Here is a 15,129-nt window from a genome sequence, read left to right as displayed (position 1 = left end):
CTCAGCCGCCTCCGAGCGCGCTGCCGTCGAGGTTGCGCAGCAGGTCGGCCGTGTCGTCGTACACCTCCGCGGCCCCTGCCTCCTCCAGCTCGGCGCGGCACACCCCGCCGCTCAGTACGGCGATGGGGACGACGCCCGCGCGTCGCCCGGCCCGCATGTCCCACACCGAGTCCCCGACGAACACGCTGCCCTCGGCCGCGGCTCCCACCAGCTCCAGGGCGTGCTGGACCGGGTCGGGCGCGGGCTTGCCCGCGTCCACGTCGTCGGCGCTCGCGGTGGCGGTGATCGCCTCGTCCGCGTCGATCGCTGCCCTGAGGGCCTTGAGTTCCGGACCGCTCGCCGAGGTGGCGAGCACCACGGGCCTGCCGTCCGCGTGCAGGCGCCGCAACAGATCGCGGGCCCCGTCGAAGGGGGCGAGGCGCTCGTGCCAGGTGCCGTACAGGGCCTTGTGCCCGGCGCTGATGGCGGAGTCCTCGTCTTTGTCCCGGTCCGCTCCCAGCAGATGCTCCAACAGGTCGGACGAGCCGAGCCCGATGGCGCCGTGCACGGAGGTCATCGGGACACGGTGACCTGCCTGGCGCAGCGCTTCCCACCAGCACACGGTGTGCAGGTGATTGGTGTCGACGAGGGTGCCGTCCACGTCGAAGACGGCAGCGTGTGCACTCACGGGGTGCCTCCTTGCGGCGGTGTGTCGTCCGGATCCGGCAGGGGGCGCAGCAGCGCGCTCCCGCCCTGGCGCCAGCGCGCCAACAGGTGGTCGCCGAGGCGGTCTTCGAGGAATCCGGTGGCGCTCACGCCGAAGGCGACGTCGCCGTCGAGGAAGGGTTCGACGGCCAGCAGGCCGTCGACGACCTCGTGGCGGACCACCTGTTCGTGCACCGCGTCCGCCTCCACATGCTCGTCGTAGAACCGTTGGGCCGCCGGGCCCGCGCCCAGCCGCCGCAGCGCGTTGGCCAGCCGCCGCGAGCCGGGCGACGACGTGATCTCGACCGTTGCGAAGTGCCCCACCAGGGCGCCGCGCAGACTGCGGTGCAGACCGAACAGGGACATGACGTTGACCGTGGCGAGGGCGGCCGCGGGGGCGGCGTCGAGGTAGTGGCCGTAGGCGGTCTCCAGGCCGAGGTCCCGCATCAGGGCCGCGAACAGGCCGGCATGGATGTCATCGGCCCGGCCGGCCCCGAACTCGTCGTACTCGATGGCCGTCATCGCGGCCTTGGCCCTCCCGGTCAGGCGGGGAATGACCCAGGCGTGCGGGTCGGCCTCCTTGAGGTGGTACAGGGAGCGCAGCGCGGCGTACTCCCGGAACTGCCGTGTGTCACCGTCGCGTTCGAGGTGGTGGCTCACGCTGTAGGCCTGGTGGCCGGCGGGCTCGATCTGCAGGTCCGCCAGCGCACCGGCGGCGTCCGTCCGGGGCGCCGCGTCGGTGCGCAGCGCGGTGAGGAACCGCTGCTCGAGCAGGCGCCGCAGAGCCAGCAGGCCCGGATCCCACTCCAGTTCGGGATCAACCCCATGGAACCCCTGGTAGTGGAGCTCGTAGAGCACGTACAGGGCGAGCTGGAGATCGCCACCGTACGGCTCGGCGGAGGCGACTTGGTGTTGCCGCGCCCGGGCGTCGGGAGGGAGGCCGTCGCGCAGCGCGGCGATCACTTGACGGGACAACTCGCCTCGGGCGGAGGGGAGTTCGGGCGGTCGGGAGTGCGACTCCGGAGGGTGTTGCGGGGGTGCCAGGCGGGTGGGGGTCATGTCTCCTCTCCTTCCTCGCGATCCGGCCGTCGGGGCGGGGCGGCTTCCGGCGTCGCCTTGCGGCGGTGGCTGGTGTCGCACCAGGGGAAGGTGCGGCTGCGTCGGCAGGTGCAGATCGCGACCTGGAAGCGGTGGGACTCGTGCACCGTGCCGTCGCCGTCGGTCACCTCGACGGGGCCCTCCACGAGGAGGGGGCCCTCGCGGTCGACCCGGATGCGGCGCGGACGCTCAGAGGAGTTCGGCACGGATGACCACCAGCTCTTCCCTCGTCGCTTCCCTGTCGAGCAGACCTTGGGCGCACAGCCAGCCGTGGTGTGCGCGGATCACCGGGCCGAAGGGCACGAAAGCCCGGTCGACCACGGCCGCCTTCATCCCGAGTCCGTCCAGGTGCTCCAGGCTCTCGTCCTCGCCGCACAGCGTGGAGTGGACCATCAGCAGCGCGCCGTCGGGGCGCAGGGCCCGTGCCGCGGCGGCGCAGACACGGTCCACGACGGTGCGGCCGCAGAATCCGCCGTCCCACGCCCGCGCGGCACCACGCAGCGGCAGCTTCCCGGGGGAGGGGACGTAGGGCGGATTGCTCAGGACCAGATCGAACGCGCCGAGGTCCGGTACCGCTCCGAGGTCGCCGTGACGGACGGTGACCGGGACGCGGTTGAGCAGAGCGTTCAGGCGCGTGGTCCACACCGCCCGCCACGAGATGTCGACCGCGGTCACCCGAGCGCCGTGTCGCGCGGCGGAGAGGGCCAGCGCGCCCGACCCGGTGCCCAGGTCCAGCACGGTGGTGTGCGGGGCGATCGCTTCGTGGTCGAGGGTCCGCAGCAGCAGGGCGGTGTCGGCGCCGGGCTTGTACACGCCTCGCGGGGCCAGCAGAGGGCGTCGGCGGGGCAGTGGTGCCGCGTCTCCCGCCGTGGGATGTGTCGTCATGCGGTGCTCACCACACTGGGGATCGCGGGGATCGCGGGGATCAGAGCCGGGCCGTCCTCTCACCTTGCGACGTCGCGCCACGATCGGCCACTCGAGGCGGTCGTGACGCACTGTGCACGTGTGGCGCGCATGGGAGTACCCCGGGTGCCCACATCCGCGCGCTTCAACCGGCGTGTTTCAGGTGCCGCGTCTGACCGCCGGCTGCAGCCCGCCGGAACGTCCACTGGTGGCCATCGGCGGGGCCCCAGGTGCTACGGGCCGGGCTCAGCGAGGCCCAAGTCCCGTTCGGCCGTCGAGGAGTTCGCGGGCGACATCCAGATGGCCGGCGTGTCGTGCGGTCTCTTCGACGACATGCAGGATGATCCCGCGCACGTCGGCGATTTCGTCTCCCAGGGGCTCGGGGTGACGACCCCGCGGGGGCGCCGACAACGGGGTGCGGTCGATCACGGCGTCGGAACGGCGGCACTGGTCGGCGTAGAAGGAGAACACGACCTCCGGCGCCCGCGGTGTCGTCAGCGGGGCATGGTCGTCGGGCCACGGCAGCGGCTCGGCCGCGCCGGTGACGACCTCCTGGAACCAGTGCCTCTCCGCGTGCCCCAGATGTTCTATGAGCCCGAGGGGCGTCCAGCCGGAGGGCAGGACCGGCGTGGTCAGCGCCCGCGTGTCGAGCCCGTCGACAATGGCCACCACGCTGGCCCGCTGCGCCGCGAGGAACGCCGACAGCGTCTCCTTCTCCTTGCTCTGTCTGTTCATGCGCGCATGCTGCCAGGAGCCACTGACAAGCACGGCGGCAATCTGCCCATGGACGTGCGGCGGCAGGTCACAGCCAACCGTTGAGGCGATTCGAGCGTGATGCACCTCACAGACCCCAACTGCCCCGCGCGTACAACCCTTTCACCTCATCGCCGATCAAGACTGTGCGGTCGCTGTGGCCGTGCGTGATGTGGGTCCGATCGTCCGTGACCTGCATCCGCCTGTCGATAACGGAGCATCCTCATGTCCCAGCACTCCCGCAAGAAGTTGACGACCGGCAAGAAGGTGACCCTGGGCGTCGGCGCGCTGGCCGCCTCCGGGCTCGCCGTCGGCCTGCTCGTCACGCCGTCCGCGACAGCGGGCGGGACCGACGCGGCCGAGGCGCTGGAGCGGAGCAGGGCCGCGGCCGCCGACGCGGCGGCGGCGAAGGACGCCGCACCCAAGGCCAAGTCCCTGGCCGCGACCGCCGCCGAGCCCACCGTCGTCTCCGGCGTCACCGTCGACGGCGGCAACAGCGCCCGCGTCGGGACGACGAACACGCAGACGATCACCGTGAAGTGGACGATCAGCGGCGGGGCGACGCTCTACGGCACCAACGCGTCCATCTGGCGCGGCACCGACCTCGACAGCGGACCGGAGCAGTTCCTCACCTCCGAGGAGTTCGGCGCGGACGTCGACCCGTGCGCCCAGACCGGCGACACCACGTACAGCTGCAAGGCCACCTTCAAGATCGACCCCCAGTACCAGCTGACGAACCAGGACGCCGGAGCCTGGAAGATCTCCCTCTGGGCGATCACCGACACGGGGGACGTGGACACCGACAACGCCAAGACCTGGTACCTCAAGCGCTGGTCCCGGCTGAGCAACAACGCGGCTCCCGAGCCCGTCGCCAAGGGCAAGACGATCACGATCACCGGCAAGCTGGAGCGCGCCAACTGGGACACCCACAAGTACGCGGGCTACACCCAGCAGACCGTCCGCCTCCAGGAGCGTTCCCTCACCGGCTCGTACGCCACCACCAGCAGCCACAGCACCGGCACCGGCAGCCTGGCGGGCGTCGAGAAGCAGACGCGCAAGGCCACCACCGACCGCTGCTACCGCTACAAGTTCGAGGGCACCTCCACCACGCCGCCGGTCACCGCCACCGGTGACTGCGTCGACGTGCGCTGACCCCGCCGGCCTGGCCGACCCCACCGGGTCGGCCAGGCCTTACTGCCCGCAGTGCCGGAGGCGCGATGTGTGCGAAACCGAGCGAAGCGGGCAGGAGAGCCCCATGGTGAACCGGACCCAGCAGGAGCAGGCCGAGCAGCGCCATCGGCAGCTGCGGCGGCAGGAGGAGCTCGCCGATGCACGGGACGCGGCGGCCGACAGGCGAGAGGCCGCTGCCGACGAACGCGAGCGCCGTGCCGACAGCCGCGAGCGACGCGCGGTCAACCGCGAGCAGTCCCTCGACGCTCGGGAGCTCCGGCTGCACCTGCGGGACACGGGCGCCGGCGAGTCGCTGTCCTCACTGCTGCAGGGCTCCGCGGACGCGAACGCCCGCGGACGCGACATGCTGCGGACCAGTGCGGAGCGGTTGCGGCGCACCGATGAAGCGACGGGGCGCGCCTCCGCACGGGACCGGCGTGAACAGGCGACCGTGGAACGCGAGGTGAACGCCACGGACCGCCGCCTCGACGAGGTGGGCTTCGCCGACGGCCCCGCCGGCGAAGTGGCCCGGCTGCACGCCGTGGTGCTCGCGGCGGCCGCGGAGCTGGCCGAGGCCCAGGACAAGCTGGCCGATCTTCATACGCGGCTGGCCGAGACCACCCCCGCCGACGGCGAGGCACACCGTGCCTGCGCCCGGCAGGCGCGTACGGAAGCCGGTCAATCACGCGCCGCCGTACGCCTGTTGAAGCAGGGGCGCGCCTGAGCATGACGGCGGCACGGTAAGCAACCCCGTGCTCCCCGGCGCCGCAGGGGGATCACTCCCGTCACAGCTCTTACCGAAAACTCGTTACTGCGTCATGATCCACAGAAGCGCAGCGAAGAGAAATCCGAGCAAATGTGCCTGTGGGAGTGATTCATGCCGTCTCGTCGCCAGATCCTCGGAGTCCTGGGCGCCGCCCCCGCGATCGCCGCCCTCGGCGGCACCGGCGCGTACGCCGCCGCTGCCGCGCCGACGGGAGCGGCGGCCGGGAACGGGGCCCGCATCCGCCCCGCCTCGATCATCCCGGTCAGCGGGGACGACACCCCGCAGCAGATCGTCGCCAAGGCCGCGAACGTCGTGCCCAGGAAAGGGCAGTTGGCGTGGCAGCGGCGGGAGATAACGGCGTTCACACACTTCGGGATGAACACCTTCACCGATCGCGAGTGGGGCTCGGGCGCCGAGGACCCGGCGACGTTCGCGCCGACCGCGGTCGATGCCGACCAGTGGATCCGCACGTACAAGGCCATGGGCGCCGAGCTCGCGATGATCACCGCCAAGCACCACGACGGGTTCACGCTGTTCCCCAGCCGGTACACGCCCCATTCGATCCTCAAGAGCCCCGGGCAGCCGAACGTCGTCCGCAGATACGTGAACGCGGCGCGCGCTCAAGGGATGCGCGTGGGGATCTATCTCTCGCCCTCCGACGGCGGCGAGCTGCCCCATCAATGGCACGCCACGTGGATCGAGTCGCTGCGCAAGAAGCAGGCCGAGGGCGGGAAACTGACCTCGGTGGAGCAGACCGCCGTCGACGACGGTGACCGTGCGCCCGGCGGCCTCGGCCGGTTCGGCAACGGCAGCGAGGTCAAGAAGCACACCATTCCCACCCTCGTGGAGGGCGACGACCGCGCGGACGCCGTGCGCTCAGGCAAGCTGCCCACGTTCACCGTCCACGTCAACGACTACGACGCGTACTACCTGAACCTGGTCTACGAACTGTTCACCGAATACGGGCCGTTGGACGAGTTCTGGCTGGACGGCGCCAATCCGTGGGCCGACGCCGGGATCACCCAGGAGTACCGCTTCGAGGAGTGGTTCCGGGTCATCGACGCGCTGTCGCCGGACACCGTGGTCTTCGGCGGCCCGGCGGGCGTGCGCTGGGTCGGCAACGAGAGCGGGGTCGCCCGCGAGACCGAGTGGAGTGTCATTCCGACGACCGCCGACCCGTGGACGTACCACGGCGAATGGCTGCTGCCGCACGGCGCCAGCGTCGACGACATCGGCTCCCGGACCCGGCTCACCGAGACCGGCGTGACCCACCTGTCCTGGTTCCCCGCCGAGGCCGATGTCTCCAACCGGCCGGGCTGGTTCCACCACCCGGACCAGAAGCCGAAGACGGCCGCCCAGCTCTTCGACCTGTACGAGAAGAGCGTCGGACGCAACGCGACCCTGCTGCTCAACGTGCCGCCGTCGAAGGCCGGGACGATCGATGCCGCGGACGTCGCCGAGCTGACGGCGTTCGGGCAGCGGGTCCGGAAGGTGTACGGCGCGCCCGTCGCCGCGAACGCCGACGGGACGACCACCTTCGACCGGGTCGCGGTCCGCGAGGACATCGAGCACGGGCAACGGGTGGAGAAGTTCGCCGTGGAGGCCGACATCGACGGGACCTGGCGGCAGATCGCCACCGGCACCACCATCGGCCATCAGCGGATCCTGCCGCTGGACGCCCCCGTCACCGCGAACCGCGTACGCGTCAAGGTGCTCGCCTCCCGCGCGGAGCCGCACCTGGGCCGGACCACGCTGCACCGGGCGGCGGACTGACGCACGGGCCCGTGGCCGGGGCCGATCGTCGAACGGGGGGGCGTAGCCGTAGTCGCGGTCAGTGGGCCTGGGCGTCGAGCCACTCCTTGAAGGTGGGACCGGCGAGCGTCGCGTGCGGGCCGGGCAGGAAGGCGCCGGAGGCGGCGAGGTCGGCGTCGGGCATGGCGGAGCCGTCGGTCGCCACGACCTTGATGTCGCGCCGGGCGGCCAGCAGGGCGGCGGCCTCGGACAGGGTCTCCCGGCGGGGGCCCGCGATCTCCGGGATGGGCGTGCCGGGGGAGTGAGCGGCGGGTGCGCCGGGGGCCGTGGCGAGGTCGACCAGCGCCTCGGCGACGGTGCGGCAGGCCACCAACTGGGCGGGCAGGGCGGGCACATACGCGGTGTCGCCCTGCTGCCAGTCCAGGAGCTGCCCGACCAACTCGTGGAACTGCGCGGCCCGCAGGATGCGTGCGGGCAGCGGGCCGGTCAGGTGCGCCTCCTCGTGCGCCTGCTGGGCGGCGATGAATCCGGCGGTGGCCTTGTCGGCGCCGATGATGGACATGGCGATGATCCGCTCGACCCCGGCCCGCTGCCCCGCGCGATGCAGGTTGTCGGCGGCGGTGCGGAAGAACTCCGTGGCGGCCTCCTTGTCGGAGGCGTGCCAGGAGGCGGCGTCGAGGACGATGTCGGCGCCGGTGAGGGCCTGTTCGAGGCCGGTGCCGGTGATGACGTCCACGCCGGTGGCGCGGGACATCGGTACGGCCTGGTGGCCGCGCTCGGCCAGGACGTCCATGATGTGGCGCCCCAGGCGACCGGTGGCTCCGGCGACCGCGAAGGTGGTGGTGGGCATGGTGGGTGTGTCTCCGTTCTCCGTGCGCTCTCGTGGCGGACACCCATGGGACGGCGGCGCCCCCGCCCGCGTAACAGCCGTGCCGGTGTGACGTGCGCCACCCGCGGCCGGTGTTACGCGGACGCGTCGCGCGGCGTCACGTGGGGTGAGACGGGGACACCGGCCGGCAAACGGGAGCAGGGTATGGGCCAGTTCAGCGACCGCACGGCGGACGCGGCCACCGAGGCGTTCGTCGCACACCGCAATCTGCTGTTCACCGTCGCCTACGAGATGCTCGGCTCCGCCGCCGACGCCGAGGACGTCCTGCAGGAGACCTGGCTGCGCTGGGCCGGTGTCGATCCGTCGACCGTGCGGGAGCCGCGCGCGTACCTGGTGCGGATCGCCACCCGTCAGGCGCTGGACCGGATGCGCGTGCTGGGCCGCCGCAAGGAGTCGTACGTCGGGCCGTGGCTGCCGGAACCGCTGCTGACCGCGCCGGACGTCGCCGACGACGTCGAGCTGGCCGACAGCGTGTCGATGGCGATGCTGCTGGTCCTCGAGACGCTTCAGCCGGTCGAGCGGGCGGTGTTCGTGCTGCGCGAGGTGTTCGCCATGGAGTACGAGGAGATCGCCGCCGCCGTCGACCGGAGCCCGGCCGCGGTCCGTCAACTCGCCTATCGGGCGCGGGCGCACGTCGCGGCGCGCCGCCCGCGCGGCACCGTCTCGCCCGAGCAGACCCGGGCCGCGCTCCAGGCGTTCCAACGGGCGGTCGAGACGGGGGAGTTGCAGAGCCTCCTGGACATTCTCGCGCCGGACGTCGTGGCGCTGAGCGACGGCGGCGGGATCAGGCACGCGCTGCCGCGGCCGGTGGTGGGCGCGGACCGTGTCGCCCGGCTGCTGGAGACCGGGTGGTGGCAGCGCGAGGCGCAACGGACCGTCGAAATGGTGCAGATCAACGGCGGGCCGGGGCTGCTGGTCCGGATCGACGGGCAGATCGACGGCGTGGTGGCGGTGCACGTCGAGGACGGCCTGATCACCGGGGCGTACCACGTCCGCAACCCGCAGAAGCTGGAACGGGTGGCGCGGCAGACCGCCGTCGGCCGCTGACCCCTGCCCCTGATCCCCGTGAGGACTTCGCCCGTGAGCAACCCGATTCTGGTGACCGGCGCACGGGGCGGGCCGGCCCGCAGCCGGCCCCCTTCACCGACGACCCGGCCGAAGCACTCGAATCCCTCGCCAACCTCGTGGACCTGCCGGCGTCCTGGGTGCTCCCCTGCCACGGCGCCCCCTGGCGCACCTCGCCGGCTCGGGTACGCGAAGAGGTGCAGGCGGCAGCGTGACGACGGTTCGTGAGTGATGTGTCGGCCGGACGCTCCGGGCTCCTCGTAGGATGAAGCCGTCTGGTGTGTGGATGCGTGTGCGTGTGTGGGGAGGCCGCTGGTGCTGGCTGCCGTCGTTGATGTGCCCGGTCGGCTCGCAGATGTCCTGACCGTCCGTGAAGTGGACGATCCCACGCGGCCCGGCGAGGGCGAGGTCGTGGTGCGCATGCTCGCGTCCACGGTGAATCCTTCCGACGAGGTCACCGTCTCGGGGGCGTACGGCTCGCGGACGCGGTTTCCCCTGATTCCTGGTTTCGAGGGCGTCGGTGTGATCGACGCCGTCGGACCGGGAGTGCCCGCGCGGGTCGCGGGGACACGTGTGCTGCCGTTGGGCTCGGCGGGGAACTGGCAGCAGTACAAGCGGCTCGACCACGCCTGGTGCCCGCCGGTACCGGACGATCTGCCCGACGAGGTGGCCTGCTTCGCCTACATCAACCCCCTGACGGCGGCGCTGATGGTCGACCGATTCTGCCCGCCGCGGGCACGTACGGTCGTGATCACGGCGGCGACGTCGACCATCGGCGGACACCTCGCGGAACTCCTTTCCGAGCGCGGGGTCACGCCGGTCGGGGTCGTGCGCGGAACACCGGGGAGGGAGGTCGCGGATCCGTCCCGGTGGCGGGCAGTGATCCGGACGGACGAGGCGGGGTGGCAGGAACGCCTGCGTGCGGTGGTCGGGCCGCGCGGGGCCGATGTCGGCTTCGACTGTGTCGGTGGTGCCGTGGGCGGCGACGTGTTCGCGATGACGTCGGGCGCCGGCACGTTCGTCCACTACGGGCTGTTGTCGGGTGCCCCGCTCCCGGCCGCGTGCTTCACCGGGGAACGCGGTGCCCGTATCGAGCTGTTCCGGCTGCGCGACATCGTGCAGCCGGACGGTGGCCGACACCTCTCCGAACTGTTCGCACCGGTCTTCGAGCACCTGCGCCGGGGCCGTCTGCACACGGCCGTGGGCAAACGGGTCGCGCTGAGCGAACTCGATACCTACTTCGGGAGCGCGCAGGTCGGCCACACAGGAAAGATCCTCATCGATCCACAGAGGTGACAGGCCCGAGTCGACGGGCGTTGAGTGTGCGGTGACCTCGTACATGACACGTTCGGCCGGTTCCCCGGTTCAGCTGAGCGGTGTGGAGCGACGCGGCGGCGGGATCCTCGGGAGTATCTCCCACAAGGGGCGCGAGCCCGCCGCCCAGGTCGCCAGTGTCGAGCGGTCCGCCAGGTGCATGTGCAGCCGGCGGGCCAGCGGCGCGCACCGCGTTGTGAAGCGGCCGTTCGTGACGACCAGCACCACGTCCGCGCCGTACAGTTGGCGGGCCGTCCCGTTGACCCGCTGCAGATCCGGCGTGCCCACCGCCGAGCCTTGCTCCCCGCTCCGGCGGTGCTTGCACTGGATCACCCACTTGCGGCCGAGCGGATCCGTGGCGAGGACGTCCGCGCCGTTGTCCCCGGAGCCACCGATCTGCTGCGCGTCCGAGCAGCCGTCCCGCCGCATGAGGTCCCGTATCGCGTACTCGAACTCGCGGTGGTGCAGCCCGTCCAGCTGGGGCAGCCCGTAGCGCAGCCCCTGCCGGCGGGTCTGTTCCCACAGGACCCGCTGCCGGCGCCGGTACAGCAGGCCCGCGCCCGCGAGCACGGCCACCACGGCGAGCACGACCAGCAACCACCAGTGCGCGAGAAGCCAGTTGACGACCGCGACGAAGAGCGTCACCGCCACGGCCGCGCCCGCGATCAGCGCCGCGAGCTTCGCCTGTTGGCGCTGCTGCCGCTTGGTGGGACGCCGCCTCCGCCTCGACCGTCGGGCCGGCGGGCGCCGCGTCACCGCTCACCACCGGAAGACGAGAACCGGATCGGGTACGACACCGTCGGCTCCGGTCGCGGCTGTTGCCCCGCTCCGGCCACCGAGTCTCCGCGGACCTGCGTCCCGTCCTTGCGCACGTACGGCCTGACCCAAGGCATTGCGGCCTCCCCCTGAAGCTGCTCCCCGCCGAACCACCCATGCTCGCAGCCACCACTGACAATGGCTCAGGAAAGCGGGCGCGTGGTGGTCGCGTAAGCGGGGATCAGGCCAGACCGGCCTGTCGAGCGGGGCTTCCTGGCGGGATTCCGGTCAGGCGAGGTTCTTCGTGAAGAACGTGTCGAGCTTGTCGAAGGGGATGAGGTCCTTGCGGTCGTACAGGTCGACGTGGTCCGCGTCCGGGACGACCACGAGGTCGACGCTGTCGGGGGCCGTCTTCTGGACGTCCTGCGAGTAGTAGAGGGAGTGGGCGTCGGCGCCGGCCACCAGGAGGGCCTTGCGGGGCGCCAGCATGTCGATGTTCGTCAGCTGCTCGAAGGCGAAGAACGACATGGGTGTGGTCGCCGTCCACGCGGTGGTGGAGTTGATCGAGCGCGGGTGGTGGCCGCGCTCGGTGCGGTAGTAGTCGAAGAAGCTCTTCGTGACCGGGTCGGCGTCCGCGGGGAGGGTCTTGGGCAGGACGCGGTTCGAGGGGGCGACGTTGCCGTTGTCGTCGAAGGGGACCTCGTGGGATCCGCGGGCGAAGGTGCCGTTCTCGGCGTCGGCCCAGCGCTGTCGGCTGACGTAGTCGACGACCTTCTGACGCTGCTCACGGGTGTAGGAGTCCTCGTGGCCGCGCGAAATGCTGCGCGACATGTCGTACATCGAGGCCGTGGCCACCGCCTTGATGCGGCTGTCCGCGGCCGCTGCGGTGAGCGCCATGCCGCTCAGGCCGCAGATGGCCTGCACGCCGATCCGTTCGCGGTCGACGATCTTCTGGAGGCCGAGGAAGTCGACCGCGGCACTGAAGTCCTCGGTGCAGACGTCGGGCGAGGCCACGTCGCGCACCGTGCCGCCGCTCTCTCCGGTGAAGGACGGGTCGAAGGCGAGAGCGACGTAGCCGCGGCGGGCGAACTCGTTGGCGTAGAGCCCCGACGACTGTTCCTTGACGGCGCCGAAGGGGCCGCTGAGCGCCAGGGCGGGCAGCTTGCCGCTGGCAGCATTCTTCGGTACGTAGAGGTCCGCTGCGACCGTGATGCCGTAGCGGTTCTTGAACCGTACGGAAGTCCGCCTGACGTTCCTGTCCAGGGCGAAGGTGTAGCCGGCCTGCCTCGTGGCGGCGCCGCCGGTGCGGCCGGTCTCGTCACCGTAGGCGGGCAGCGCCGTGAAGGACGCGGCGGCAGCGGCGCCGCCACCCGCGATCAGGCCGAGCGCTTTGCGACGTTCCATGGAGTGGACCTCATTCTCGGTCGTGAGGGAGAGGGAGCGAGGTGACGCGCGGGCCGGTGGTGTCCCGGCCGACGCGCGGTTCCAGGAGACCGTTTCCGCGGCAGGAGTGGCAGGTCGGGTTTGTGGGGGGTACCAGTTCAACCCCCCAACACCGCCCGGCGGTTTGCCGAGAGGCAGCAGGTCGCGGCGTGGTGGCGTGCCGGGGTGCCCGTGACACACACCCCGGCACGCCACCCGGGGCATCAGGCCGAGCCGAGCTCCCCGCGTACGATCCTGGCCGCGGCCACCAGGTTCTCCAAGGAGGTACGTGTCTCGGGCCAGGCGCGCGTCTTCAGGCCGCAGTCCGGGTTGACCCACAGTCGTTCGGCCGGGATGGCCTCAAGTCCCTTACGCAGCAAGGCGGCGGCCTCCTCCGGGCTCGGGACACGGGGGGAGTGGATGTCGTAGACACCCGGGCCCGCCTCGCGCGGGTAGCCGTGCCCGGCCAGTTCGCGGGCGACCTGCATGTGCGAGCGGGCGGCCTCCAGGCTGATGACATCGGCGTCGAGATCGTCGATGGCCTGGACGATGTCGCCGAACTCGGCGTAGCACATGTGCGTGTGGATCTGGGTGTCCGGACGGACCCCCGCCGTCGACAGGCGGAACGCCTCGGTCGCCCATTCCAGGTACGCGGCGTGGTCCGCGGTGCGCAACGGCAGGGTCTCGCGGAGCGCCGGCTCGTCGACCTGGACGATCGAAGTGCCGTTCGCCTCAAGGTCGTTGACCTCGTCGCGCAGGGCGAGGGCGACCTGGCGTGCCGTGTCGCCGAGCGGCTGGTCGTCGCGGACGAAGGACCAGGCGAGCATGGTGACCGGGCCGGTGAGCATGCCCTTGACCGGGCGGTCGGACAGCGACTGCGCGTACGACGTCCAGCGCACCGTCATCGGCGCGGGGCGGGAGATGTCCCCGGCCAGTACCGGCGGGCGCACGTAACGGGTGCCGTAGGACTGGACCCAGCCGTGCTGCGTGGCGAGGTACCCCGTCAGCTGCTCGGCGAAGTACTGCACCATGTCGTTGCGTTCGGGTTCGCCGTGCACGAGCACGTCGATGCCGGTCTTCTCCTGGAAGGAGACGACGTCGCGGATCTCGCTCCTGATCCGCTCCTCGTAGCCCGCGGTGTCGAGGCGTCCTGCCCTCAAGTCGGCGCGTGCCGTGCGCAGTTCGGCCGTCTGCGGGAAGGAGCCGATCGTCGTCGTGGGGAGCAGCGGCAGGCCCAGGTGGGTGCGCTGGGCGGCGGATCGCTCGGCGTAGGGCTGGGTGCGCCGGGTGTCCGCGGCGGTGACGGTGGCGGCGCGGGCCCGTACGGCCGGGTCGCGGGTGATGGGGGAGGCGGCGCGCGAGGAGAGGGCGGCGCGGCTCACCGCGAGCTCGGCGGTGATCGCGTCCGTGCCGCGGGTCAGGCCCTTGGCGAGGGTGGCGACCTCGGCGGTCTTCTGGCGGGCGAAGGAGAGCCAGCGCCGGATCTGCGGGTCGATGTCGCGCTCCCGGGCGGCGTCCAGCGGGACGTGCAGCAGCGAGCAGGAGGCGGCCGCGTCGACGCGGTCGGCGAGGCCGAGGAGGGTGCCGAGCGTGGCGAGGGACTTCTCCAGGTCGTTGACCCAGACGTTGCGGCCGTTGACGACGCCGGCGACGAGTCGCTTGCCGGGCAGGCCGCCGACCGACGCGAGCGCGTCGACGTTGGCGGCGGCCGCCTCGGTGAAGTCGAGGGCGAGGCCGTCGACCGGCGCCTTCGCGAGGATGGGCAGGGCGTCGCCGAGACGGTCGAAGTACGACGCGACGAGCAGCCTGGGCCGGTCGGTCGCCGTGCCGAGCTCGCGGCAGGCGCGCTCGGCCGCGGCGAGTTCGGCCGCGGTGCGGTCCTGGACCAGGGCGGGCTCGTCGAGCTGCACCCATGCGGCGCCGGCCGCGCGCAGGTCCGCGAGGACCTCCGCGTACACCGGCAGCAGCCGCTCCAGCAGCGTGAGCGGGTCGAAGTCGGCGGCGACGCCCGGCGCGGGCTTCGCCAGCAGCAGGTACGTGACCGGGCCGACCAGGACCGGGCGGGCCGCGAGCCCCTCGTCGCGGGCCTCCTTGAACTCGGCGACCTGCTTGGTGGAGTCGGCGGTGAACACCGTGTCAGGCCCCAACTCCGGCACCAGATAGTGATAGTTGGTGTCGAACCACTTGGTCATCTCCAGCGGCGCCACGTCCTGGGTGCCGCGGGCCATCGCGAAGTACCCGTCCAGGGCGTCGGCCGCGACGGCGGCGCGGTGGCGCTCAGGGACGGCGCCCACCATGACGGTGGTGTCCAGGACGTGGTCGTAGTACGAGAAGTCGCCGGTGGGGACCTCGTCGATACCGGCCGAGACGAGTTCCTGGCGGTTGGTGCGGCGCAGTTCGGCGGCGGTGGCACGCAGGGCGTCGGCGGTGACGCGGCCCTTCCAGTACCCCTCGATCGCCTTCTTGAGCTCCCGGCCGATGCCCTGGCGCGGGTAGCCGTGCACGGTGGCCCGTGCTGCCGCGGCTGCGGTCCTGGTGGTCACGGAGTTCTCCTTCG

Annotated in this window: 14 protein-coding genes; 5 read left to right on the top strand and 9 right to left on the bottom strand. The window is 71.8% G+C overall.

Going from position 1 to position 15,129, the window contains the following annotated elements:
- Position 1 precedes the first annotated feature (1 nt).
- From ACZ7L4_RS40505 to ACZ7L4_RS40485, 5 genes are all read right to left on the bottom strand, one after another.
- Positions 2–667 (bottom strand): HAD family hydrolase, encoded by a 666-nt coding sequence (locus tag ACZ7L4_RS40505; RefSeq protein ID WP_472110079.1) that lies wholly within the window; start codon positions 665–667, stop codon positions 2–4.
- Positions 664–1,743, bottom strand: a complete 1,080-nt coding sequence (locus ACZ7L4_RS40500) for an iron-containing redox enzyme family protein (protein WP_472110078.1) — start codon at positions 1,741–1,743, stop codon at positions 664–666. The genes ACZ7L4_RS40505 and ACZ7L4_RS40500 overlap by 4 nt, the downstream gene beginning before the upstream one ends.
- Positions 1,740–1,988: a CDGSH iron-sulfur domain-containing protein gene (locus tag ACZ7L4_RS40495; protein ID WP_472110077.1), complete on the bottom strand. Its 249-nt coding sequence runs from the start codon at positions 1,986–1,988 to the stop codon at positions 1,740–1,742. Before ACZ7L4_RS40495 ends, ACZ7L4_RS40500 begins: the two co-directional genes overlap by 4 nt.
- Complete coding sequence (locus ACZ7L4_RS40490; protein WP_472110076.1) at positions 1,972–2,667, bottom strand: HemK2/MTQ2 family protein methyltransferase; 696 nt, start codon at positions 2,665–2,667, stop codon at positions 1,972–1,974. Before ACZ7L4_RS40490 ends, ACZ7L4_RS40495 begins: the two co-directional genes overlap by 17 nt.
- A gap of 264 nt (positions 2,668–2,931) precedes the next feature.
- Positions 2,932–3,420 carry a DinB family protein gene (locus tag ACZ7L4_RS40485; RefSeq protein ID WP_472110075.1) on the bottom strand — a complete coding sequence of 163 codons (489 nt, stop codon included), beginning with the start codon at positions 3,418–3,420 and terminating at the stop codon, positions 2,932–2,934.
- A 243-nt stretch (positions 3,421–3,663) separates the two neighbouring features.
- Between ACZ7L4_RS40485 and ACZ7L4_RS40480 the strand changes: the two genes are divergently transcribed.
- The 3 genes from ACZ7L4_RS40480 to ACZ7L4_RS40470 all read left to right on the top strand — a co-directional run bounded on the left by ACZ7L4_RS40480 (position 3,664) and on the right by ACZ7L4_RS40470 (position 7,147).
- Positions 3,664–4,590 (top strand): calcium-binding protein, encoded by a 927-nt coding sequence (locus tag ACZ7L4_RS40480; RefSeq protein ID WP_472110074.1) that lies wholly within the window; start codon positions 3,664–3,666, stop codon positions 4,588–4,590.
- 103 nt (positions 4,591–4,693) lie between these two features.
- Positions 4,694–5,332, top strand: coding sequence for a hypothetical protein (locus ACZ7L4_RS40475; RefSeq protein WP_472110073.1), 639 nt, complete (start codon positions 4,694–4,696; stop codon positions 5,330–5,332).
- A 153-nt stretch (positions 5,333–5,485) separates the two neighbouring features.
- Entirely contained in the window at positions 5,486–7,147 is a 1,662-nt protein-coding gene (locus tag ACZ7L4_RS40470) for an alpha-L-fucosidase (RefSeq protein WP_472110072.1), read from the top strand.
- 58 nt (positions 7,148–7,205) lie between these two features.
- Here the strand turns inward: ACZ7L4_RS40470 and ACZ7L4_RS40465 are convergent, their stop codons facing one another.
- Complete coding sequence (locus tag ACZ7L4_RS40465; RefSeq protein ID WP_472110071.1) at positions 7,206–7,976, bottom strand: SDR family oxidoreductase; 771 nt, start codon at positions 7,974–7,976, stop codon at positions 7,206–7,208.
- A gap of 183 nt (positions 7,977–8,159) precedes the next feature.
- Between ACZ7L4_RS40465 and ACZ7L4_RS40460 the strand changes: the two genes are divergently transcribed.
- Both ACZ7L4_RS40460 and ACZ7L4_RS40455 read left to right on the top strand, forming a co-directional pair.
- The gene (locus tag ACZ7L4_RS40460) at positions 8,160–9,062 is read left to right on the top strand and encodes an RNA polymerase sigma-70 factor (RefSeq protein ID WP_472110070.1); all 903 of its coding nucleotides are present in this window, start codon (positions 8,160–8,162) and stop codon (positions 9,060–9,062) included.
- A 393-nt stretch (positions 9,063–9,455) separates the two neighbouring features.
- On the top strand, positions 9,456–10,376 hold the full coding sequence (locus ACZ7L4_RS40455) for a zinc-dependent alcohol dehydrogenase family protein (protein WP_472110069.1): 921 nt from the start codon (positions 9,456–9,458) through the stop codon (positions 10,374–10,376).
- 69 nt (positions 10,377–10,445) lie between these two features.
- Here the strand turns inward: ACZ7L4_RS40455 and ACZ7L4_RS40450 are convergent, their stop codons facing one another.
- The 3 genes from ACZ7L4_RS40450 to metE all read right to left on the bottom strand — a co-directional run bounded on the left by ACZ7L4_RS40450 (position 10,446) and on the right by metE (position 15,115).
- Positions 10,446–11,150 (bottom strand): restriction endonuclease, encoded by a 705-nt coding sequence (locus ACZ7L4_RS40450; protein ID WP_472110068.1) that lies wholly within the window; start codon positions 11,148–11,150, stop codon positions 10,446–10,448.
- Between the two features lie 288 nt (positions 11,151–11,438).
- Positions 11,439–12,554 (bottom strand): alpha/beta hydrolase, encoded by a 1,116-nt coding sequence (locus tag ACZ7L4_RS40445; RefSeq protein WP_472110067.1) that lies wholly within the window; start codon positions 12,552–12,554, stop codon positions 11,439–11,441.
- Positions 12,555–12,796: 242 nt separating this feature from the next.
- The gene (gene metE, locus ACZ7L4_RS40440) at positions 12,797–15,115 is read right to left on the bottom strand and encodes a 5-methyltetrahydropteroyltriglutamate--homocysteine S-methyltransferase (RefSeq protein WP_472110066.1); all 2,319 of its coding nucleotides are present in this window, start codon (positions 15,113–15,115) and stop codon (positions 12,797–12,799) included.
- Between the last annotated feature and the right edge of the window lie 14 nt (positions 15,116–15,129).

It is taken from the genome of Streptomyces sp. NPDC107575 (genome assembly GCF_055657265.1).
Note: the sequence above shows the minus strand (reverse complement) of the source record. Positions and strands in the feature narration are given on the sequence as shown.

What these genes read in the sequence shown, in the direction of transcription:
- ACZ7L4_RS40500 (WP_472110078.1), bottom strand. Translation starts at nt 1,743, where the DNA reads ATGACCCCCACCCGCCTGGCACCCCCGCAACACCCTCCGGAGTCGCAC.
- ACZ7L4_RS40490 (WP_472110076.1), bottom strand. Translation starts at nt 2,667, where the DNA reads ATGACGACACATCCCACGGCGGGAGACGCGGCACCACTGCCCCGCCGA.
- ACZ7L4_RS40485 (WP_472110075.1), bottom strand. Translation starts at nt 3,420, where the DNA reads ATGAACAGACAGAGCAAGGAGAAGGAGACGCTGTCGGCGTTCCTCGCG.
- ACZ7L4_RS40480 (WP_472110074.1), top strand. Translation starts at nt 3,664, where the DNA reads ATGTCCCAGCACTCCCGCAAGAAGTTGACGACCGGCAAGAAGGTGACC.
- ACZ7L4_RS40475 (WP_472110073.1), top strand. Translation starts at nt 4,694, where the DNA reads ATGGTGAACCGGACCCAGCAGGAGCAGGCCGAGCAGCGCCATCGGCAG.
- ACZ7L4_RS40470 (WP_472110072.1), top strand. Translation starts at nt 5,486, where the DNA reads ATGCCGTCTCGTCGCCAGATCCTCGGAGTCCTGGGCGCCGCCCCCGCG.
- ACZ7L4_RS40465 (WP_472110071.1), bottom strand. Translation starts at nt 7,976, where the DNA reads ATGCCCACCACCACCTTCGCGGTCGCCGGAGCCACCGGTCGCCTGGGG.
- ACZ7L4_RS40460 (WP_472110070.1), top strand. Translation starts at nt 8,160, where the DNA reads ATGGGCCAGTTCAGCGACCGCACGGCGGACGCGGCCACCGAGGCGTTC.
- ACZ7L4_RS40445 (WP_472110067.1), bottom strand. Translation starts at nt 12,554, where the DNA reads ATGGAACGTCGCAAAGCGCTCGGCCTGATCGCGGGTGGCGGCGCCGCT.